This window comes from Dermatophilus congolensis (assembly GCF_900187045.1).
Lineage (GTDB): Bacteria > Actinomycetota > Actinomycetes > Actinomycetales > Dermatophilaceae > Dermatophilus > Dermatophilus congolensis.
This window is the reverse complement of sequence record NZ_LT906453.1, coordinates 540,568-560,642: the sequence shown is the minus strand read 5'-3', so window position 1 is coordinate 560,642 and position 20,075 is coordinate 540,568. Positions and strand designations below refer to the sequence as shown.

Below are 20,075 nucleotides of genomic sequence, written 5' to 3'. Positions count from 1 at the left end.
ACCAACCACCCCGACCCCACCAACACACTGACACCATGACCACCCACCACTTCACCTACATAACCATCAACACCCCGATCAGCGAACTACTCATCGCACAAACCCAAGAACGCATCATCTACATCGCCTTCGGCTGCGAAAACCACACCACCACACTCACCCACATCACCGGCACCACCGGCCCCGGCACACACCACGAAACCCCCATCCTCCACACCGCCAAAACCCAACTCACCGAATACTTCACCGGCACACGCCACCACTTCACCCTCCCCCTAGACCACCGCATGAGCACACCCTTCCGACGCACCATCCAAACCCACCTCGCCACCATCCCCTACGGAACCACCCTCACCTACACCCAACTCGCCACCCAAGCAGGACACCCCACAGCTATCCGCGCCGCAGCCACCGCCTGCGCCACCAACCCCCTACCTCTCCTCCTACCCTGTCACCGCATCATCCGCGCCAACGGCAACCCCGGCCAATACCGAGGCGGCGCCGAAGCCAAAAAATGGCTTCTCACACACGAAAAAACCACCCCCGCCACACCCCGCTCACCCACCAGAACCTGAACGTTCCATCCCCAGCTCTGCATACAAACGCACCGTATGCAACACCAAATACCCCACCTCACCCTCAGTCAGAGACACCCCCAACGCCTCCTCCACCAACTCACGTAACCCCAACGCAGCCCGCACCGCCTCCGGCGAACGCGCCCGCACCGGCGCCAATAAATCCACACCCACATCATCTAGCTGCCGACTCTCCAAAGCCCGCACAAATAAATAACGCATATGCGTCACGAACCGAGCAGCATTCATCGAGTTCTCGTCAATCGCCCTCCCCCACGACTCCTCCAATAGCGAGAACGACCGCCGAATCGTTTCAGTCATGCTCAACGTCCGACTCAAATCACCACCAGCCCACCGGTGATTCACAAAGTGCAAAGCAAACGCCACCCACTCGTCTTCCTGCAAGACCACCCCCAGGCGTGCATTCGCCAAATGCATCGCCTCACGGCCTGCCGCGCTCTCCTCCGGGAACACATGCCCAACCTCCCACCGCAACGGGAAGTCGACCGTGATGCCCATCTTCACCCGCTTCACCGCAACCGACAGGTGGTCCAGCACTGGCAACAACAACGCCTGCCCTACCGAAAGCCCCAACGCATCTCTACCGATGGCGACGATGGCACGCGCAACCTCTGTCTCTTCCATCGTCGCCCCGCTGAGCACATCGGCAACACGTGCCGCCTTATATGGCAGCTCCTCAACGAAACGTTGTACCCCTTCGGTGTCAACCTCATCGCCTGGCTTACGCCCAAACCCGATGCCTTTACCGAGAAGAACAACCTCCGCGCCGTCCTCAACGCCGAGGACGACATTGTTGTTGTAAACCCGCCGAACTGTGACCTGTGAACCCATCGGTAGAGAACGCCTCAGTTCGACACGATGACTGCAACAGCACCATCGTTCGCAGCACTCAAATTGCGTCCTGTCATTGTGAAACGATCACCATTCGTCACAACTACGGGCGTAATCATCGAGGGAACCTTTGCCTCCTGTGACCTAAGGTCACAGGAAATGATCGGTTCCCCAGCTTGCACCCACCGCCCAGCTTGAGCATGCGCCGTAAACCCCTCACCTTTGAGACCCACTGTGTCGATACCGATGTGAACCAATACTTCTGCACCAGCGTCCGTGCGAATAGCAAACGCGTGCATGGTCTCAGCTACCAGCACAAGCTCTCCTGCCACCGGAGCACGGAACACACCTTCATCCGGAAGAACCGCGAAACCATCTCCCATAATTTTTTGAGCGAATACGGGGTCCGGTACCTCCGTGATGTCAACGGTTCGGCCCTGTACTGGCCGATATAGAGCTTCATGCGCAACGTGCGGCTCCACGTGAGTCTCTCCGACGATCTGTCGTTTCCATTTACGCAGCAAATCCAACATTTGTCTGTCCTTTCTCAGGCTCAGTCATCGAAACTGAGCGCATTCGTGAATGCTTTAGCGCTTTCGGGATTACGGCGTAGCTGATGTGTTCCCTGGCCACGTCCTCACATACGGCGTCGACACCGAGCAACATGAGCTGCTCATGGTCGATGAATGCGATAAACAGATTTTCGGGGCGAGATAAAGCGTTCAGGGATGTGATCGCTCGTGTGGAGATGGGTGCACATTGTTGGTCCTTGAAGCCGCGGCGTAAGAGCCAGCGCTGGGGGCTTAAAAATCAGGCGCGATATGAACGCACTGTGTGAGGTGTTGTGAGGGGGCATCGACTCCTGCGAGAACGCGAGGTGGGGCGTTGCCATGCGCGATGAGGGGGGTGAAACACCTGTTTCTGCTCATCCCAGGGACGTGTCTATTGCCTGGGCAGGATCGCGGGCAGGGGTGGTGATGCCTGCAGAGTGGCGGAGCAGTATGGGGGACATGTTTCCTCGGCGACATTGACGACGTTAATCGGGCAGCACGGCTCGATTGCGCGCCTCAGGTTTTGCCGAAAGTTACAAGCCTGATAACGAGCGATAGTTCGTGTACGACGCTACTACAAACAGGCTCGCGTGGTGACAAATCTTTCGGGTTGAAAATACTGTCAGCGAATGACGCGGGTGAGGAATCCGAGAATGAATCTCGGTACTGCACCGTGAAGTGAACAAAGTTGAGGCAGAAGGTCACTGACGTGAACGCGTGCGGTCCCGGTAGAAATTCTGGTTCCGTTCCGTGTGGCTTCAAGAGTGATAGTGGTCGTGGATTTCCACACACGCAGGGGGTTAGGGAGGAGTCGGCGGGTAGCTCGTAGCGTTTTAACACCGTGAAGTTCGACTGGCCCGTTTGGGTCGGCTATGTCGAGTCGATAACGCATTACACGGGTGTTGTCTTCACGGGCGAGGATGGTGACATCTCCTCCGGTGACGGGGCCAGAGAAACCGGGGCCCGTTGCTTTCCCGCTTTCGATGGTGCCGGTGAATCCTTGGTCATGGTTTTCGGGGTGGTCGAGGCGGACGCGCAAGTGGCAGAGGTCGAATCCCTGTCCGCGCATGGTTTCTGTGAAGGTGGTCACCGGCATGCTGTGGTCACTTCCGTGGGTGTGGGGGTTGAGTTGCTGGTGCGGGTAGCAGCAGTAGCGAGGGTGAGAGTTTTGGCGATGAAGTTGGTGATGTGGTGATTGGCGGCTGGTCCGGTTGGCCAGGCTTCGATGTCAACGCCATGGCGAGCACCGTGGCAGGTGCGGAAGGTGATGTTGGCACCGGTCTTTTTGGCTACACCTGTAGCCCACGTGGCAACTTTTTTAGCGTCAATGTAGCGGTCGTGTTCGGGGTCGGATCCGATGATGAGCGTCGGTAGCCCGGCTGGGAGGGGATGTGCTGCGGCAATGGTGGCTTCGGTGAGGAGTCGGGTGGCGAAGAGAGGGTTGTAGAAGGGTGATGCGGGTGTGGGTGGTGCGGCTACGGGAGCGTCTGTGTCGTGGGTGAGGGTGCGTGCTTGAGCGATACCGTCGCCTCCGACGAAGGACAGGGGGGCGACGGCGGGGGTTTCGAGGATGAGTGCGCGGATGGGGCGGGAGAATCGATGTAGGCGGGTTGGTTCTTGGGCGATGCGGGTGGCGATGAGTCCGCCGAAGGACCATCCGGAGAGGATGAGTGGGTGTTTGGTGTGGGTGGCGTGTTCGACTCGGGCTGTGAGTTCGGTGAGGTCGTCGATGCTCCAGCGGTCGATGGGAGCTAGGTGGGATTTGCCGTGGGAGGGCAGGTCGTAGGAGATGACGCGCATGCCACGTTGCGCGAGGCTGGTGAAGAGTGCGCGGTGGTTGTCGAGTCGGTCGGCATGGCCGTGGATGAAGAGGACATCGGCGACGGCTGGAATGGTGGGTTCGAGGACGCCGACGCGGGTGGTTCCGCCGCCAGCGAGGTCGCCTATGTCGAGTTGGCGGGTGTGTAGTCCGGGGACGGTGGCAGAAGGTGTCCAAGAGGGGTCGTGCCAGGGGGCGACTGATGCCGGTGGCATGTCGGTTTTTGCGTTGGCTGGGCTGCGCAGGTCGCGGGCGTCGAGAAGGATTGTGGCGATGATGGAGATGATGAGGGCGAGGACGAGAAAGCTGCCGCGTAGGCAGTTGCGTATGGCGTTGAGGAAGGTGTTCATGGGGTCTCGTTCTCGTGGTGGAGGAGGCGTTCGGCTGCGCGTTCGGCGAGTGCGGCGATGGTGAGTGCGGGGTTGGCGCCCAGGGATGTTGGGCTGGCTGCACCGTCGATGACGTATAGGCCGGGGTGAACGGCGGTGCCTGTGGTGTTGCCGTGTCCTGTGTAGACACGGTGGTCGCGGTCGATGACGCCTGTGTCGACGTTGGGGCCCATGGCTGCTCCGCCGAGGGCGTGGACGGTGACGGGAGATTGCGCGGGGATTCCGCTGCGTCGGACGAGGTGACGGGGGTTGGAGATGTGGATGGATTCTCCGGTTTCGCTTAGGTGGGCGAAGTCGTCTTGTTGTTGGCGGTAGATGTTTTGGCGGTGGGCGTCGGGCCAGTGGACGGTGGGTTCACCGCGGGGTCCGAGTCGGACGGTGCCGTTGGCTTCGTCTGTTCCCATTGCTAGCCAGAGTTGAGAGTGTTCGATGGCGCTGCATCCGGGTGGGCATCCGCCGGGGCGTAGATCGCAGTAGATGCGTTCGTCTCCGCTGAGGGCGAAGCGGCCAGCGAGGAGGCGACGCAACATGGTTGCGATGGGGTATGGGATAACTGCGTCTTGGATGAGGTGACCGTGGGCACCGTTTCGGCGGTCGATCATGCGGGCGATGGTGGGGCCGTATTCGCTGTCGGGGGCGAATTGGTCGCGGGCGCCTATGCCTGCTTGGCGGGTGATGCCTGCGTTGTAGGAGAGGGCGAGGGAGTCGGCATTGCCGGAGAATCGGTGTCCGAGGTTGGGTGAGAGGGCGAGGCCGGCGGCGGAGCTGCGTAGGAGCAGGGCGGTGGTTCCTAGTGCCCCGGCGGAGAGGATGACGGTTGTGCAGTCGAGGGTGAAGGGTGTGCGTTCGTAGTGGGCGCCGACGTAGTTGAGGCGCCATCCGCGTAGGCGCCAGCGATGGTGGGGTTTGGGTGAGGGCTCGATGGTGCGAACTTCGGTGCGGGTGACGATGCGGGCGCCTGCGCTGTGGGCTAAGGGTAGGTAGCTGGCTCGCATGGTGGTTTTTGCGCCAACGTTGCATCCGGTGACGCAGTTTCCGCAGTGTGTGCAGGTGTTTTGTTGGATTCCGTGGGGGTTTGGTTCGTTGGGGCGGGTGAGGTTGACGGCTACGGGGACGGGTTTGACGGGGAGTTTGTGGTGGTGGGCTAGGCCGGTGAGGGGTTCGACGTGTTTGGGGGCTCGTTGGACGTGTTCGGGGCGGAGCATGGCTCGGACTCGCCCGATGTAGGGGGTGAGGGTGCGTAGGTTGATGCCTTCGGGCCAGTGGGGGTCGTTGAAGACTTCTGGTTCTGGGGGGAGCATGACGTTGGCGTAGATGAGGGATCCGCCGCCGAGGCCGTTGGCGATGAGGCGGTCTACGTCTAGGCCTAGGGCGAGGTCGAATAGGCCCATGGGGTTGTGGCGGGTGCGGATGTTGCGGCGGACGCTGGCGAAGTCGTCGGGGAATTCGCCGGGTATCCATTCGCGGCCGCGTTCAAGTAGGAGGATGTCTTTTCCTGCTTGGGCCAGGCGTGCGGCGGCGACGGATCCGCCGAATCCGGAGCCGATGATGACGGTGTCGGCGTCAGTGGGGAGGTGTTCGGTTTCGAGTCGTGGCCAGGTGGGGTGGGTGCCGGTGGTGTGTGTGTTGGGTGTTGTTGGTGTTGTGGTCATGGTTATGCGGTGTGAGTAGTTCGGGCGTCGTTGAGGATGACATCGGCGGCGCGCTCGCTGGCGGCGTAGATGGCCATGAGTGGGAAGAGTGCGGGGATTTTGGGGAAGGCGGATGCGTCGACGACGCGGAGGTTTTCGGCGCCGCGGACACGGAAGCGGGAGTCTAGGACTGCTTTGGGGTTGTTGTCTGGGCCCATGGGCGCGGTGCATGAGGCGTGGTGGCCCCAGGCGTCGCGGCGGATGAGGTTGTCGAGGTTGGGTCCGTTGATGGTGGGTCCTGGGTAGATTTCGTGGTCGCGGGCGGCGTCTGTGAAGCGGAGTTTGCGGGCGAGGTCGTTGACGGAGCGGGCGTGGCGGAATCCTTGTCGCATGGCTGCGAGGTCGGCTTGTGCGCCGGGGGTGTTGGTTCCGTCGTCGAAGTAGCGGAAGTTGATGTCGGGTGTGGCGGTGGGGTCGGCGGAGCGGAGGCGGACGTATCCGGACATGCTTTGTTGGTATCCGCGGATGATGGCCCAGTTGAAGTGGCGGCGGCTGCGGACTCCGTCTTCGGCGAAGTTGGGTCGGTAGCCGGTGAAGTGGGATGGTGCGCCGAAGATGAAGAGTTCTGGGTGGTCGGAGCCGCCGTCGAATTTTTCTTTGAGTCCGATGAGTAGGCCGTTGGAGCGGTAGAGGGCGTTGGGGTCGCCGGAGCGCCAGCGTTGGAGTTCGAGGTCGCCGGGGGCGCCGAAGGCTGCGTCGCGTAGGAGGGCGAATCGTCGGTCGAATTCTGTGACGACGGTCATTTCGTATCGGTCTTGGAGGTTTTCGCCGACGCCGGGTGAGGCGATGATGGTTTGGATGCCGTGGCGTTGCAGTTGTTTGGGGTCGCCGATGCCGGAGAGCATGAGCAGTTGTGGGGTGTTGAATGCGCCGGCGGCGACGATGATTTCGCGGCGGGCGGTGATGTGTCGGCGGTTTTTGTTGCGTTGGTCGGTGTTGATGCGGTGTTGGATGGGGCTGGCGCCGTAGGCGCGGGGTGAGATGACTAGGTCGATGCCGGTGGCGCGGGGGCGGTTGGTGCGGCCGCGGTCGAAGGTGATGCGTTCGACGAGGGCGTCGGTTTGGAAGAAGAGGTGTCTGGTGAGGCGTGGGGCGGCGTCGAGGAGGCGGTCTCGGGTGCCGTATCTGTGTCCGTTGCGGCTGGATTGGGGTACGAGGCATGCACCGGTTCGTGTTGCTTCGACGGCGGCGGGGTCGTTGGGGTCGAAGAGGGTGCCTTTGGCGGTGAGGTTGTTGAGGTCGATGTCTGCGGGGGTGAGGTTGTGGGCTGGGTGTTGGGTGATGGTTGCGGTGACGATGCGGGCGAGGGTGGTGTCTCGGGCGAGGAGGCTTGCGGGGCTGGTTTCGATGGGGAGCCATTCGCGGACGCGTTGGAGGTATTTGTTCATGATGGCGGCGTTCCAGGATGGGTCGCCGGTGTGGCGTGCGATGTAGTTCCAGTCTTCAAGTTCGGGGGCGAGCATGAGCAGGGCGTGGTGGGTGGTGCATCCGCCGAGGGTGGAGGCTCGGGGGTAGAGGACTCCGCCGTGTTGGGGGATGTATGCGCTGCCGTGTTTGGTTGGGTCGGTGTAGTGCTTGACCCAGAAGTCCCAGCTGATTTCTGGGTCGGAGGAGGCGAAGAGGTGGAAGGCTGGGACGTCGTAGACGTCCCAGGATGAGGTGGCGGGGCCTGCGTCGACGACGAGGACGGTGTGTCCTGCTTCGGCGAGTCGGACGGCGAGGGGGCCGCCGCCTGCTCCGGAGCCGATGATGATGTAGTCGTATTCAGTGCGGTTGTCGGTGGCGGAGCTGTCGATGGTGGGGCGGCGGGGGCCGGCGTTGGGGGTGGGGACCCAGTCGTGGCGTAGGGCTGCGGCGCTGGCTGCGGCGAGGGTTGCTCCGGCGGTGAGTCCTGCTGTGAGGAGGTTTCGGCGGGGGATCATCATGGGGTGACCTCTCGTCCGTCGGTGCGGCCGGTGGGTGGTACGGGGCCGCGGCTTAGGGCTGTGGTGATGATGAGGGCGCCGATGAGGGTGAGGATGAGTGCTGCGGTGTAGGGGGCAGGTTGGGTGATGAGGGTTGTTGCGGTGGCGAGGGCGGCGAGGGCAGCGAGGGCGGTGATTCCGGTGCGGGTGTCTGCGCCGGCGTGGCGGGTGATGCGGATGAGGAGGGTTCCGTAGGCCATGGCGATGATGAGGGTGGTCCAGGGGGTGGGGGTGGTCAGGGTAGTCAGGACTGATCCCCAGAGGAGGGCGGCGTGGGCGGTGAGGGTCCACCAGCCGGTTCGGGTGCCGTGGTGGACGGCGAGGGCGCAGGCGGCGAGGGCGCAGGCGGCGCCGAGGAGTAGGCCTGGCCAGGGGTGGGTGGGGGTGAGGTGGCCGGAGATGGCGGGTATGGCTCCGGCGAGGGTTTGGATGATGAGGGCGGTGAGGATGGTGGTGCGTGTGGTGGGCCAGAGGCGTTCGTCGGGGGTTTTTTTGGTGGTGAGTCCGGCCAGGGTGGAGCACAGGAGGATGAGTCCGGCCATGGTGGCGATGTCGGCGCCGTCGATGGCGATGGTGTCGTGGGTCCAGGGGTGTAGGAGAAGGGTGAGGCTAACGGGCAGGGTGAGTGTGGTGGTGATGGCCAGGATGTGGGAGTACTGGATGTTGGTGAGCCAGAAGAGTCCGATGGCGCTGAGGATGAGTGCGGGGATGGGTGGGATTTCGTAGAGGTGGGCGATGGCGGCCCAGGGTAGGGCGGTGAGGATGGTGATGGCTAGGTGGATGGGTGAGCGGAGGGTGGCGGCGATGGCTAGGTTGAGGGTGATGGCGATGAGGAGGGTGGAGGTGAGTGCGCCGCCCCAGCCTAGGAGTGATGACCAGGTGAGGGTGAGTAGGAGGGTGAGGATTCCGGCCCAGCCGCCGAGGGTGTGGGCGATTTCGGTGTTGCCGCGGCGGGCGTTGCGGATTCCTGTTGTGATGAGGATGGCGGCAACGATGGTGAAGACGATTGGGTAGATGGGTGCGGGTAGGGCTGGGAGGAGTTGGGCGACGATGAGCACGATCGCAGCGACGAGGAGTAGAACTCCGATGTTGATTCCGAGGAGCCGGGCTCGTTCGCGTGCGGCTGTGCGGTTGGGTCCGGGGTTCGGGGCGGTCACGTTGAGTAAGTATTCAGCATGTGGCTGCGTGGAAGTTTGAGGTTTCATCTTTTTGTGATGTGGAGTGGTGTATGAGTGGGGTCAACGATTTCGGTGGCAGGTGGTGGGGGTGGTGGGGTGCCGTGGTCTCCCCAGGTGTTGGTGTCGAAGCGGTCTCGGTCGTGGGGATCTAGGAGGGCGCTCATGTCGGGTCCGCTGGGGATGATTTGGGTGGGGTTGATGTCGGTGTGGACGCCGTAGTAGTGCTGTTTGATGTGCAGGAGGTCGTTGGTGTCTCCGAATCCGGGGGTTTGGAATAGGTCTTTGAGGTAGTTCCAGAGGTTGTGCATGGTGGAGAGGGTTTGGCGGTTGCATTTGAAGTGGCCGTGGTAGGCCAGGTCGAATCGGATGAGGGTGGGATAGAGGCGTAGGTCGGCTTCGGTCAGCTGGGAGCCCATGAGGTAGCGGGTGGTGGCGAGGCGTTCTTCGAGGGTGTCTAGGGCTGTCCAGAGTCGGTTGTAGGCGGCTTCGTATTGTTCTTGGCTGCCTGCGAATCCGGCGCGGTATACGCCGTTGTTGATTTCTGTGTAGATGTATTTGATGAGTTGGTCGAGTTCGTGTTGTTGGTGGTGGGGGTAGAGGTTGGGTGAGCCTTCACGGTGAAGGTGGCGCCATTCGTTGCCTAGGTCGAGGGTGATTTGGTTGTAGTCGTTAGTGACGACGGCGCCGTTGTGGGTGTCGATGATGGCTGGGACGGTGATTCCGCGTGGGTAGTTGGGGTGGCGTTTTTCGTAGGCGTCTTTGAGGTGGTGGATGCCTAGGATGGGGTCTTTGCCTTCGGGGTCGAGGTCGAAGGTCCAGCTGTGTTTGTCGTGGGTGGGGCCGGCGATGCCCATGCTGAGGACGTTTTCGAGTCCGTAGATGCGTCGGGCGATCATGGTGCGGTTGGCCCAGGGGCAGGCTCTGGAGACGATGAGGCGGTAGCGGTGTGGTTCGACGGGGTATCCGTCGCGGCCGTCGCGGGTGATGCGGGTGGTGATGTAGCGGGTGTCGCGTTCGTAGGGTTTTCCTGCGGTGACGTAGCTTCCTTGGTTGGTGTTTTCCATGGGGTGTCCTTGGTGGTGCGGGTGGGCGCCATCTCATTTTAGTTGAAACTACAACTATCGGGGTGGGGTGCTTTAGGAAAATAATCGGCGCACTGTTGGCAGCAAAGAGGCTCCAGGGACAGTGAAACTGGGTCCCTATCGGGCGCGGTTGCCACTTCGACCGCGGAGGCGATCAAGTTCGCGGCGTTCGCGTTTGGTGGGGCGCCCCGCACCGGGTTCCCGGACAGCTACTGCAGCAGGGCGGAATTGGCGCGGCGGCGCGGGCGGGGAGGTATCAATGACCGCTTCGGCGGCTGCTGGCGCACCGACGCGTTTATTGAGCAGCTGCACAGCTTGCAGGATGCGCGTGCCCTCGATCTTACGAACTTCGACTTTGCTGCCGATTTTGACGTTGGAGGATGGTTTGGCTTTGTTTCCATCAATGGTGACTCGCCCGTTTTTGCAGGCGTTGGCTGCGAGTGAGCGTGTTTTGTAAACGCGGACAGCCCACAGCCACACGTCGATTCGTACCGTGCTGTTCTCCGCCATCGGCTTAGCGTATCGGGACAGCATGGCAGGGCGGGCGGTTGCTCGCTGTGGGCGTTGATTGGCTTGGACAAGGTAGGAAGTCGAATGAGTGCTGGGGCTGTCCCTGATTACTTGCGGGATTTTAGGGATGTATGGGAAGAGTTCCATCTTTCCGATGTGACTCCGGTGCGCGGTGGAGATGTGGCGAGGTCTTTTCGGGCTCAGACTCCCGATGGTGCTGTGTTTATCAAGGTATTGCCAGATCCGGTGCCGGGGATGTTTGAGCATGAAGCATTGGGACTACGGGCATTGCGGGAGCATGTTCCGGCGTCTTTGAACGTGCCGCGAGTGTTGTCCTCATCGCAGCGGGGGCTGGTGTTGGAGTGGGTTGATGAGGGTGAGCGCGGGTCAGCAGCGACTGAGGAGGAGTTTGGTCGGGGGTTGGCGGGGCTGCATGGTTCGTCGAATGAGTTTTTTGGTGGGGTAGGTGGCGATGCTCGGGGGGTTTTGGGAACGGTCGATTTGGATGAGCGCCCGTGTGACCGGTGGTCGGAGTTTTTTGCAGAGCGCAGGCTGGTGCCTTTGACGGAGCAGGCAGTAGCAGCAGGAAGGTTAGATCCACGTGCGCGGGGCTTGGTGGAGCGGTTGGCGCAAAGGGCAGATGAGTTGTGTGGGGCTGTGGAGCCGCCTGCTTTATTGCATGGGGATTTATGGGCGGGGAATCGTCTTGTTGATGTGAATGGCAGGAATTGGTTGGTGGATCCGGCTGTTTTTTGGGGGCATCGAGAGTATGACGTGGCGATGATGATGTTGTTTGGTGGGTTTGGTTCGCGGGCTTTTGCTGCTTATGAAGAAGTTGCGCCATTAGCTGACGGCTGGAAGTCGCGCGTGCGGTGGTATCAGCTTCCTCCTCTGTTGGTACACACCATCATGTTTGGGGGTTCGTATGGGAATGAGGCTTTGGCTGCGATGGGTGCATATTTGTGAGGTCTACGTGTTGGGTCGTTACAGACATCCGACCAGGACGGTTTTTCAGGGCGATTGTGCTGGATGCAGGAGTGATCCCGTAAGTCTGTTCTATCCACATACCTTCTCCACATTGTGGACGAACTGTTTTATTCGGTGAACACGCAGGTCAAACCCTCTGTTTCCACTGTATTGAGGGCGCTCATTTTCGAAGATCGTGGATCTTTTTGTTGAGGTAATCGAGTTTTTCTCACCGTGTATGGACAAGTTTTCTGTAGGGAGGCGTCTCTTGCATTTCATCGTGGATGAAATACAAGAGAGTCTTCTCTTAGCTGAACAGATCAGGCGCGTCGTAGCTGGCTTATACGGCGTGGGCCGTTGCCAGCAACTACCTTTGTTTTGTGCGTATCTCGACTACAGCCCTTGTCGTGTCCTTGGCCGCATTGACCCTCACGGCGTGCGGCTCGTCGTCTAACAATGCCGGACCAGGTTCGTCCTCCCAGAGCGCCTCAGCGTCGCAACCAGCCAGCGCTGCTCCTACGGGAAAGGTGGAGTGTCCTCCTGCCGGTGGCGCAGAGAAGCGGACTACCCAGTTCCCTGGGCCAGCGCCACAATGCATCGATGACAAAAAGACGTACACCGCGACGGTGAAAACTGACGTAGGTGAGTTTGATGTGTTGCTGGATCAGAAGAAAGCACCAAAAACGGTGAATAACTTCGTGTTTCTTGCACGAAACAAGTACTACGACACCACACCTTTCCACCGCGTAATCAAGGACTTCATGATCCAAGGCGGTGACCATGAAGGAACTGGTCGAGGTGGCCCCGGGTACCGAATTGAAGACGAGTTCCCTCAGCAAGGCGAGTACAAAGTTGGCTCGATCGCGATGGCAAATACAGGCGAGCCCAACTCTGGCGGGAGCCAGTTCTTTGTGGTGACTGGTGAGGCAGGTGTGGGTCTGCCTCCGAATTACTCCCTGTTTGGTCAGGTCACTAAGGGAATGGATGTCGTGAAGAAAATCGAGGCAGACGGCGGTGAGGCTGGCGACCAGGCTGGTGTACCGAGCAAGGTGCACAAGGTAGAGAAGGTCACTATCACTGAAAAGTAACGCATCCCGCATGAGGGAGAACTGGCCGTCGGCGACATGTGTCGCCGACGGTTTCGTCATCTAGAGCGCTTGCCGGATTGTTATTTACAGGTGTGATGGGTGCAGCTGTTCTGGCGGTTATAGGCACATTCAAGGTAGGGGTTGCGCAGAATGACTGCGACGGCAATGGCTGAGGCCCACAGGGCTAGGAGCGCTGTGCTTTGTTTTCCACGTGCTGCTGGAGGCCAAAACAACACCGCGGCTGCGCCTAGCAGGTATGCGGCGGCGATGATCCACCAGCTTTTACGGCGAGCGCGGAATGCGATCCAGGCGAACCCTGCCCAGGCGATGAGTCCTGCGCCGAGCAGGATAGGCAGCATCCATGCGCTGTGTCGGGCACGCCAGATGGTGTCGTGACGGGGGTCGAGCATCTGTCTTTCTGGGTTTGAGTGCTTAGTGAGTTGGTGGTCTGCACGGTACGGCTCCTCGAACGCACCATGCAGACCACCGCATGGTTCACCTCGCACCTCCAGTTACGAGGTGAACCAGTACCGCGCGTGCCTACTTAGTCCTCTTTATTGAGGTCTGCTTCGACGCGGCGGTGGGCTTCCCAAATTTCTTCGGGCAGGTTGGGGAATTGTTCGAGGTGCTCGGCACGGAAGCCCATTTCTTGCTTCCAGCGAGGCACGTCGATGGAAAGGATGCGGTCGAGGTCTTCCTGGGGAATGTCAAGTCCTTCCAGGTTGAGCTCGTCTTGGGTGGGGAGGATCCCGACTGCGGTTTTGCGGCCTTTGGCCTTACCTGCTTTGAGGTCCATTAGCCACAACAGCGCGCGCAGGTTTTCGCGGAATCCGGGCCAGAGGTAGTGGCCGTCTTCAGGGTCACGGGCAAACCAGTTGACGTGGGCGAATAGTGGTTTGTCTGTGGCTCGACCGATGACGTCGAGGTAGTGGCGGGCGTAGTCACCTTCGGAGTAGGACATGAAGGGTCGGTTGGACATGGGGTCGTAGCGCAGTTGTCCGTCGACACCTTCGGCGGCGAAGGTGGCTTCGGCTCCGAGGGTGAGGCCGTCGTAGACACCTTCGGCTAGATCGGTGATGGCGCGAATGAGAGGTTCGCGGTCACGGGTACGGCCGCCGAAGATGATGGCGTCGATTTCAACGCCGACGGGATCGTTGTAGTCGGGTGCAACGTTGGGAACATTGGCTAGGGTGCTGGTGAAGCGGCTGTTTGGGTGTGCCCAGGGTTCGTCTTTTTCGGCCTCGCTGCGTTCGGCGATGGCCTGTCCCTTCCAGTCGTACCAGCCGTCGAGGTCGGCTGGCGGGGTTGGGGTGCGGCCTTCCCACCAGACTTCGTGAGTTTTGGTGTTGTAGGCGATGTTGGTGAAGATCGCGCCGCTGCCTTCTTGGACGGCTGCGATGGCGGTGGGGTTGGTTTTTTCGTTGGTGTCTTTTGCGACACCAAAGACGCCGTTTTCGGGGTTGAGTCCCATGAGCTTGCCGCTCTTTTCGTCAACCCAGAGCCAGGCGATGTCGTCGCCATAGAACTTGACGCTATAGCGGTCGCCGAGTGCGTCTGGTGGCAATGTCATGGCGAGGTTGGTTTTGCCAGATGCGCTGGGGAATCCACCGGTGATGTGGTACTTCTTGCCGGTTTCTTTGTCTTCGATTCCTAGGAGTAGGTACTGCTCGCCGAGGAATTTTTTGCTGGCCCAGCCGTCGTAGGCGGCTTGGCGTAGGCCGTGGGCGATTTTTCCCAGGAGGGCGTTGCCGCCGTAGGAGGATCCGAAGTGCAGGATGAGTCGTTCGTCGGCGACGGTGACGAAGTATCGCTTGTCTTCTGGGGTTCCTTGGCCGAGGTTTTCCAGGTCGCCGGTGACGTGAACGGCGCGGACGAAGGTGTCGGGGTCTTCGAGGTTGTTGATGAGGTCAATGCCGACGCGGGCCATTCGGATCATGTGGAGTACGACTGCACGGTTGTCGGTGAGTTCGACTCCGGCGGCATATTTTTCCAGGGGTGATCCGGGCTGTGCCATGAGGTAGGGGATCACGTACATGGTTTTGCCTTCGCTCGCACCGCGCATGAGGTTTTCGAGCAGTGGCTTCATTTCGTTGGAGTGACGCCAGTTGTTGTAGACGCCTTTATCTTTTTCATCGGCGGTGGCGACGATGGTGCGTGATTCTGATCGGGCGGTGTCTTTGGAGTAGCTACGTGAGTAGTAGCGCCCTTCGCCTGCGGGTTGGAGTTCGCCGGCGTCGAGTGCTTCTTGGATGAGGCGGGCGTCGTCGGATGCGCTGACCACTTCGACGTTTTTCGCTCCGGTAACTTCTGCCCAGTGACTGACGAATTCGCGCACGGACGCGTTCATCAATCCGGCCTTGTCCATCGCTGCAACTACATCAACCACGTTGTCGACCGTCCTCAGTTTGCGTCGTTGGGTATCGCGGCTACGGTGCCGCTTGTTTACACGGTACGCATGTATGCGTTTTCATAGCTCACTGAGCAGTGTCATCTTATTATTTGACACAAGTTTGTCCGATATTGGTTTTTGTATGTGTATGCCGGGTGCCTTTCGGCCACGTCATCACAGCTAGGCGCCCTGCGGCATGGGATGGTCGGGGATGTACTGCGTCTCTGCGGCGGGTGTCCCGTCGTGGAGTTTTGCCGTTGCCCCCGAACTGCAAGGAGTTAGCCGTGCCGGATAAACCTGATCTGTGTGATGAGGGCGAGCGCCATGACGCAAACATCGTCACCCAGTTTGAGCTCAACCAGGCGTTTATTGACGAAGTGGGGGTCGAGAAAGCTGAGCAGCTGCGAAGTGTGCTCGCTGAGCTGACGGCCGCTGGTTTCACCTGCACGGACGCAGCGGAAAAAGAGCTGCGCTCGCGCTTGTCTGTGTTGGGTATTGAGGTTTCTGATCCGGAAGTGACGGCGTTCGCGGATCAGATTGTGCGATCGGTGGGGCCGGTGAGTGTTTTCGATGATGGGTCCACTCCCCCGCATCAGTGAGTAGGTCCGCGTGGCGAGGCTGTTGGTGTGGCGTTGTGGTCTTGCCACGCGGACCTGTTTGTTAGGAGAGGCTGCCGCGTAGCGAGGCGAGCCACATGGCAACGGCAACAGCGCCGGGGTCGGTGTAGCCGCGTCCTCGTTCACCGACGTAGCTGGCCCGGCCTTTGCGGGAAATGCCTTCTTCTGTGGAGGCAGCGCCTTCTTCAGCGGCGGTGACGACGTCGTTCCAGGTGCGTTTTTCGCATGCAGCGGTGGCTGCGGGTAGGAGGGCGTCCACCATGGTTCCGTCGCCGATTTTGGCTCCTCCCAGTTCGCACATGGCGCGCACTCCTGCGGAGAACGCTTCAGGCCAGGGGGTTCCTTGGTCGAGGGCTTCGGCTGCGCGTAGGAACATGATGGCGTAGAGCGGTCCGGAGGTTCCGCCGACGTCACGTCGGGCTATGTGGGAGAGGCGGCGGAGTTGGTCTGCGCCGGTGCCTTTTCCTGGGTTTTTCTGCCAGGCTGCGGCTCCGCGGGCGAGGGTGGAGCCGAGGTCGCCGTCTCCTACGTTGCGGTCGGCGTGGTCGAGTTTTTCGCGGTTGTCCAGGAGCATTGCGCAGGCGGCGTCGATGGCGGTGCGGATTCGTTCGTCGGTGCTGTTTTCGCAGCGGTCGCTGGTGGGGTCTTCGGGTGCTTCGATCCAGGTGATGCGGGCGTTGTGGGCTCCGGCTCCTGGCCAAGCGATGGAGGTTGTGGGGGCGTCGAGGTGGGTGAGGAGTTCTTCGTCGATGGCTAGGAGGGTGACGGAAATGCCGATCATGTCGATGCTTGTCATGACGGGTCCGGCCCAGATGCGGGTGAGGTCGAGGTCGAGGTTGTTGATGGCTTTGGCTGCGGCGCGGGTGGCGATGTCGAGTTCGAGGGCGGATGTGGCGCCTGCTGAGCCGATGAGGGCTACGACTTTTTGTCCGGGGGCGTAGCCGCGGTCAGTGGCGATGCGTGTAACGAGGGTATTGACGAGTTCGTCAGCGCTAGCGAGTTTTTCGCGACTGACGCCGGGTTCTCCGTGGATTCCTAGTCCGAGTTCAACTTCGCCGGTGGGTAGATCGAATCCGGCGTCGGTGGCGCCGGGGACGGTGGCGCCGGTGAGGGCGACGCCCATGGTTCCTACAGATTCGGCGACGCGTCGTGCGGCGGCGGCAACCTCGTTGAGGGGTGCGCCTGTGGCGGCGAGGGCTCCTGCGATTTTGTGGACGAGTACGGTTCCGGCCAGGCCGCGGCGGCCTGCGTTATCTGTGGAGGTGGCCAGGGCGACGTCGTCGGCGACGGTGACGATTTCGATTTTGAGGCCTTCGCTTCGGGCGACTTCGGCGGCCATTCCGAAGTTGAGGCGGTCGCCGGTGTAGTTCTTGACGACAAGAAGTGCGCCTGCCTCGCCGGTGACGGCGCGGATGCCATCGAGGATGGCGTCAACGCTGGGGGATGCGAAGATTCCTCCGGCGATGGCGGCGGTGAGCATTCCGTCGGCGACATATCCGGCGTGGGCGGGTTCGTGGCCGGCGCCGCCGCCGGAGATGATGGCGACAGGTACTTGGTCGCGGCGTCCTTGGGTGATGGCGTGGGCGGTGGCGGCGTGTACGGCGATGGTGCGGTCTTTGAGCAGGGCTAGTCCTGGCTGGGTGAGCGCGACTCCTTCCAACAGTTCGGGAACCACGTCTGCGGGGTTGTTGATTAGAGAAGTCATTTGCACAGGCAAGCACATTCGTTGGCTGTTGTGTTGGGGGTGTGCGCGTGTGGGAGGCGTTGTGGTGGTTAGGGTTTGCCTCCCACGTTGGAGGGCCCACATGGCGGGAAGGTGAAAAGATCACGGCCATGTTTGGTGTTGGTTTTGTGATGGGGCCGGTGTCCTGAAGTGACGTATGTGCAGCGTTTGGTGGGTAAGCGGGCGTGGGGTGTCATTGTGGTGGCGGTTGTGGTGGTTGGCATTGGGTTGTCGTTGTTTTCGCATAATCCGCGGGTGGCTGCGGCGTTTGCTGCGTTTCGGCGGGTGGCGGTTGTGGTGGTGCCAGGGGTTGAGGATTGGCTTCCGGGTGGGGTGGGTTCGTCGGGGGGTGTGCAGGCTAAGGTCTCCGCTGCGGAGGTGGCGGAGGCTAAGGGTGCGTTGGAGCAGTTGCCTGTGGTGACGCGGCGGCGGGTGGCGGGGTATTCACGGGAGGCGTTTGGGCCTGCGTGGAGTGATAACACGGATGCTGAGTTGGGGCATAACAGTTGTGATACGCGTAACGACGTGTTGGCGCAGCAGTTGCGTGATGTGACGTTTAAGGAGGATGCGCGGGGGTGCACCGTGTTGACGGGGGTTTTGGATGATCCGTATACGGGTAAGACGATTCGGTTTTCTAAGCAGAAGGCTTCGGCGGTACAGATCGACCATGTTTTTCCGCTGTCTGCCAGTTATGACTTGGGGGCGTCGTCGTGGTCTGCGGCCAAGCGGGCGAAGTTCGCGAATGATCCGGTGTTGAACTTGTTGGCGGCTGATGGTCCGGCGAATGGATCGAAGGGTGATAAGACGCCGGGTGATTGGATGCCGCCGAATAAGGGGTTTCATTGTGCTTATGCGGTGAAGTTCATCAAGGTGACTAAGGCGTACGGTTTGAAGCTTGATCGGGCGGATAAGCCTGCGTTGGAGAAGGCGTTGCAGTCGTGTTCGTGAAGATTTGTGGGATTACGTCGGTTTCGGATGCGCGTGTTGCGGTGCAGGCTGGTGCTGATGCGGTGGGTGTGGTGATGAGTAACACGAGTGCGCGTGGGGTGGGTCTGGAGGTTGCTGGGCAGGTGGTGGAGGCGGTGGGTGGGTGTGTTTCGACGGTGTTCGTGACGAATGATTTACCTGCGGATGTGGCTGCTGGGGTGGCTGGAAAGTTGGGGTTTTCGGTTTTGCAGCTGCATGGGAGTGGGTATGGGGTTGAGGATTTTGTCAGGGCGGGGGAGGTTTTTCCGCGGGTGTGGCGGGCGACGTCTTTTGTGCAGGCGGGGGTATTGGATGCGTCTGTGTGGGGGGTGGAGTTGTTGTTGTTGGATGCGCCGCGTCCGGGGGCTGGTCGGGTGTGGGATTGGTCGGTGGTGAGGAAGTGTCCTCCGGTGGGGAAGTGGGTGTTGGCAGGTGGGTTGCATCCGGGGAATGTGGCTGAGGCGGTGCGGGTGGTTTCGCCGTGGGGGGTGGATGTGGCCAGTGGTGTGGAGGTGCGCCCGGGGGTGAAGGATCCGGAGAAGGTGTTTGCGCTTGTTGAGGCGGCGCGTTCGGTTTAGGGGTGGTGTGTTGTGGTTGGGGGGTGGGTTTCGATGGCGGGGATGGCGATGGGCATGGTGTCGCCTGCGTCGTGGACGGTGCGGTTGAATCCTTTGTAGGCGGAGACGGCGATGCCGATGACAGGGATGGCTAGGAAGAGTCCGATCATTCCGAGGGCGACTGCGCCGGTGGTGGAGAGCAGGAGGGTGATCACAGGTGGGAATCGGACAGCGCGTGACATGAGTAGGGGTGAGAGGAGGTTGCTTTCGGTGGCGATGACGATGACGACGAGGATGAGTGCTTCGAGTCCGAGGTTGATGCCGCCGAAGAAGAGGGCGATGGCTACGCAGATGGTACCGGCGATGGTGGATCCGATCATGGGGACGTAGCCGAGCATGAGGGTGATAAGGCCTAGTGGTATGGCTAGGGGGACGCCGAGCCATTGGAGGCCGATGCCGATGAGGCTGCCGTTGACGAGTCCGGTCATGGTGGAGGCGAATGCCCACCAGCGTGCGGTTGTGGTGGCCTCGCGTAGGGCGGTGCGGGTGGCGGTGCGGTATCGAGGTGGGGCGATGTGGGTGAGGGCGTTGCTGAGTTGTTCGGCGCCGATGAGGGTGAAGACGGTGGCAGCTAGGGCGAGGGCGGTGATGGATGCGGTGGCGGTGGCGATGTTGAAGCTGGTGATTGCTGCTCCGCTGATGCTGGTGATGAGTTGGTCTGCGCGGGAGGCAACTTGGTTTTGGAGGTTGTCGACTGTGTTTTGGGGTAGGACCCAGCCTTGTTTGATGAGCCATTTGTTGGTGGCTTCGACGCTGCCGACTGCGGCGGTGGAGATGGTGGGGGCGGAGTTGATGAGTTGGATGATGGTGGCCCAGAGGAGACCGGCGACGAGCAGCCCTGTGGTGAGCACGACGATGATGGCGGCGATGGGGCGGGTGAGGTAGCGGCTGAGGGGTTTAGTGATGGGCCATAGGAGGGAGGCGAGGACGAAGGCGAGGAATGCGGAGATGGTGACGATGTAAATGTTGACGGCGATCCAGATGATGAGTAAGAGCGCTGCGGTGATGAGGAGGAAGCGGGCTGCGAGGACGGCTTCGGTGCGTAGTAGTTGGCTTCGGTGGCGGGGGGCGGGTGTTGCGGGGAGCACAGTTCCAGTA

Annotated in this window: 19 protein-coding genes; 6 read left to right on the top strand and 13 right to left on the bottom strand. The window is 60.9% G+C overall.

The window, feature by feature from the left end; all coding sequences use genetic code 11:
• Positions 1-35: 35 nt before the first annotated feature.
• Positions 36-575: a methylated-DNA--[protein]-cysteine S-methyltransferase gene (locus CKV89_RS02385; protein WP_051277604.1), complete on the top strand. Its 540-nt coding sequence runs from the start codon at positions 36-38 to the stop codon at positions 573-575.
• Here the strand turns inward: CKV89_RS02385 and CKV89_RS02380 are convergent.
• From CKV89_RS02380 to CKV89_RS02340, 9 genes are all read right to left on the bottom strand, one after another.
• On the bottom strand, positions 558-1,427 hold the full coding sequence (locus CKV89_RS02380; RefSeq protein WP_051277603.1) for a PRD domain-containing protein: 870 nt from the start codon (positions 1,425-1,427) through the stop codon (positions 558-560). The two genes, CKV89_RS02385 and CKV89_RS02380, sit on opposite strands and share 18 nt — an antisense overlap.
• Positions 1,428-1,441: 14 nt before the next feature.
• Complete coding sequence (locus tag CKV89_RS02375) at positions 1,442-1,960, bottom strand: PTS sugar transporter subunit IIA (protein WP_034401320.1); 519 nt, start codon at positions 1,958-1,960, stop codon at positions 1,442-1,444.
• 640 nt (positions 1,961-2,600) lie between these two features.
• Positions 2,601-3,068, bottom strand: coding sequence for a hypothetical protein (locus CKV89_RS02370; RefSeq protein WP_028327450.1), 468 nt, complete (start codon positions 3,066-3,068; stop codon positions 2,601-2,603).
• Positions 3,065-4,147 carry an alpha/beta hydrolase gene (locus CKV89_RS02365; RefSeq protein WP_028327449.1) on the bottom strand — a complete coding sequence of 361 codons (1,083 nt, stop codon included), beginning with the start codon at positions 4,145-4,147 and terminating at the stop codon, positions 3,065-3,067. The genes CKV89_RS02370 and CKV89_RS02365 overlap by 4 nt, the downstream gene beginning before the upstream one ends.
• A complete protein-coding gene (locus tag CKV89_RS02360) occupies positions 4,144-5,838 on the bottom strand; it encodes a GMC family oxidoreductase N-terminal domain-containing protein (protein WP_028327448.1) in 1,695 nt (564 codons plus the stop codon). Before CKV89_RS02360 ends, CKV89_RS02365 begins: the two co-directional genes overlap by 4 nt.
• A gap of 2 nt (positions 5,839-5,840) precedes the next feature.
• Positions 5,841-7,802: a GMC family oxidoreductase gene (locus CKV89_RS02355; protein ID WP_028327447.1), complete on the bottom strand. Its 1,962-nt coding sequence runs from the start codon at positions 7,800-7,802 to the stop codon at positions 5,841-5,843.
• Positions 7,799-8,998: a hypothetical protein gene (locus CKV89_RS02350; RefSeq protein ID WP_154657664.1), complete on the bottom strand. Its 1,200-nt coding sequence runs from the start codon at positions 8,996-8,998 to the stop codon at positions 7,799-7,801. Before CKV89_RS02350 ends, CKV89_RS02355 begins: the two co-directional genes overlap by 4 nt.
• Before the next feature lie 44 nt (positions 8,999-9,042).
• Positions 9,043-10,083, bottom strand: a complete 1,041-nt coding sequence (locus tag CKV89_RS02345; RefSeq protein WP_028327445.1) for a glutathione S-transferase family protein — start codon at positions 10,081-10,083, stop codon at positions 9,043-9,045.
• A gap of 135 nt (positions 10,084-10,218) precedes the next feature.
• Complete coding sequence (locus tag CKV89_RS02340; RefSeq protein ID WP_028327444.1) at positions 10,219-10,611, bottom strand: RNA-binding S4 domain-containing protein; 393 nt, start codon at positions 10,609-10,611, stop codon at positions 10,219-10,221.
• A gap of 84 nt (positions 10,612-10,695) precedes the next feature.
• On the opposite strand from CKV89_RS02340, the gene CKV89_RS02335 reads away from it, so the two are divergent.
• Positions 10,696-11,577, top strand: coding sequence for a fructosamine kinase family protein (locus CKV89_RS02335; protein WP_034401319.1), 882 nt, complete (start codon positions 10,696-10,698; stop codon positions 11,575-11,577).
• A 626-nt stretch (positions 11,578-12,203) separates the two neighbouring features.
• A complete protein-coding gene (locus tag CKV89_RS02330) occupies positions 12,204-12,665 on the top strand; it encodes a peptidylprolyl isomerase (protein WP_231935425.1) in 462 nt (153 codons plus the stop codon).
• Positions 12,666-12,745: 80 nt separating this feature from the next.
• Here the strand turns inward: CKV89_RS02330 and CKV89_RS02325 are convergent, their stop codons facing one another.
• Together CKV89_RS02325 and CKV89_RS02320 are read right to left on the bottom strand one after the other, a co-directional pair.
• Entirely contained in the window at positions 12,746-13,075 is a 330-nt protein-coding gene (locus tag CKV89_RS02325) for a hypothetical protein (protein ID WP_028327442.1), read from the bottom strand.
• Positions 13,076-13,209: 134 nt separating this feature from the next.
• On the bottom strand, positions 13,210-15,051 hold the full coding sequence (locus tag CKV89_RS02320) for a phosphoenolpyruvate carboxykinase (GTP) (RefSeq protein ID WP_028327441.1): 1,842 nt from the start codon (positions 15,049-15,051) through the stop codon (positions 13,210-13,212).
• Between the two features lie 287 nt (positions 15,052-15,338).
• Here CKV89_RS02320 and CKV89_RS02315 point away from each other — a divergent pair, with 287 nt between their 5' ends.
• Positions 15,339-15,653, top strand: a complete 315-nt coding sequence (locus CKV89_RS02315) for a hypothetical protein (RefSeq protein WP_028327440.1) — start codon at positions 15,339-15,341, stop codon at positions 15,651-15,653.
• A 61-nt stretch (positions 15,654-15,714) separates the two neighbouring features.
• Here CKV89_RS02315 and CKV89_RS02310 read toward each other — a convergent pair whose 3' ends face one another.
• Entirely contained in the window at positions 15,715-17,376 is a 1,662-nt protein-coding gene (locus CKV89_RS02310) for a dihydroxyacetone kinase family protein (protein WP_028327439.1), read from the bottom strand.
• 168 nt (positions 17,377-17,544) lie between these two features.
• Between CKV89_RS02310 and CKV89_RS02305 the strand changes: the two genes are divergently transcribed.
• Together CKV89_RS02305 and CKV89_RS02300 are read left to right on the top strand one after the other, a co-directional pair.
• Positions 17,545-18,342, top strand: coding sequence for an HNH endonuclease family protein (locus CKV89_RS02305; RefSeq protein ID WP_154657663.1), 798 nt, complete (start codon positions 17,545-17,547; stop codon positions 18,340-18,342).
• Complete coding sequence (locus tag CKV89_RS02300; protein WP_197697066.1) at positions 18,339-18,938, top strand: phosphoribosylanthranilate isomerase; 600 nt, start codon at positions 18,339-18,341, stop codon at positions 18,936-18,938. The genes CKV89_RS02305 and CKV89_RS02300 overlap by 4 nt, the downstream gene beginning before the upstream one ends.
• Here the strand turns inward: CKV89_RS02300 and CKV89_RS02295 are convergent.
• Positions 18,935-20,065, bottom strand: coding sequence for an AI-2E family transporter (locus tag CKV89_RS02295; RefSeq protein WP_028327437.1), 1,131 nt, complete (start codon positions 20,063-20,065; stop codon positions 18,935-18,937). The genes CKV89_RS02300 and CKV89_RS02295 overlap by 4 nt on opposite strands.
• Positions 20,066-20,075: the final 10 nt, after the last annotated feature.

What these genes read in the sequence shown, in the direction of transcription:
- CKV89_RS02385 (WP_051277604.1), top strand. Translation starts at nt 36, where the DNA reads ATGACCACCCACCACTTCACCTACATAACCATCAACACCCCGATCAGC.
- CKV89_RS02380 (WP_051277603.1), bottom strand. Translation starts at nt 1,427, where the DNA reads ATGGGTTCACAGGTCACAGTTCGGCGGGTTTACAACAACAATGTCGTC.
- CKV89_RS02375 (WP_034401320.1), bottom strand. Translation starts at nt 1,960, where the DNA reads ATGTTGGATTTGCTGCGTAAATGGAAACGACAGATCGTCGGAGAGACT.
- CKV89_RS02365 (WP_028327449.1), bottom strand. Translation starts at nt 4,147, where the DNA reads ATGAACACCTTCCTCAACGCCATACGCAACTGCCTACGCGGCAGCTTT.
- CKV89_RS02360 (WP_028327448.1), bottom strand. Translation starts at nt 5,838, where the DNA reads ATGACCACAACACCAACAACACCCAACACACACACCACCGGCACCCAC.
- CKV89_RS02355 (WP_028327447.1), bottom strand. Translation starts at nt 7,802, where the DNA reads ATGATGATCCCCCGCCGAAACCTCCTCACAGCAGGACTCACCGCCGGA.
- CKV89_RS02345 (WP_028327445.1), bottom strand. Translation starts at nt 10,083, where the DNA reads ATGGAAAACACCAACCAAGGAAGCTACGTCACCGCAGGAAAACCCTAC.
- CKV89_RS02340 (WP_028327444.1), bottom strand. Translation starts at nt 10,611, where the DNA reads ATGGCGGAGAACAGCACGGTACGAATCGACGTGTGGCTGTGGGCTGTC.
- CKV89_RS02335 (WP_034401319.1), top strand. Translation starts at nt 10,696, where the DNA reads ATGAGTGCTGGGGCTGTCCCTGATTACTTGCGGGATTTTAGGGATGTA.
- CKV89_RS02325 (WP_028327442.1), bottom strand. Translation starts at nt 13,075, where the DNA reads ATGCTCGACCCCCGTCACGACACCATCTGGCGTGCCCGACACAGCGCA.
- CKV89_RS02310 (WP_028327439.1), bottom strand. Translation starts at nt 17,376, where the DNA reads ATGACTTCTCTAATCAACAACCCCGCAGACGTGGTTCCCGAACTGTTG.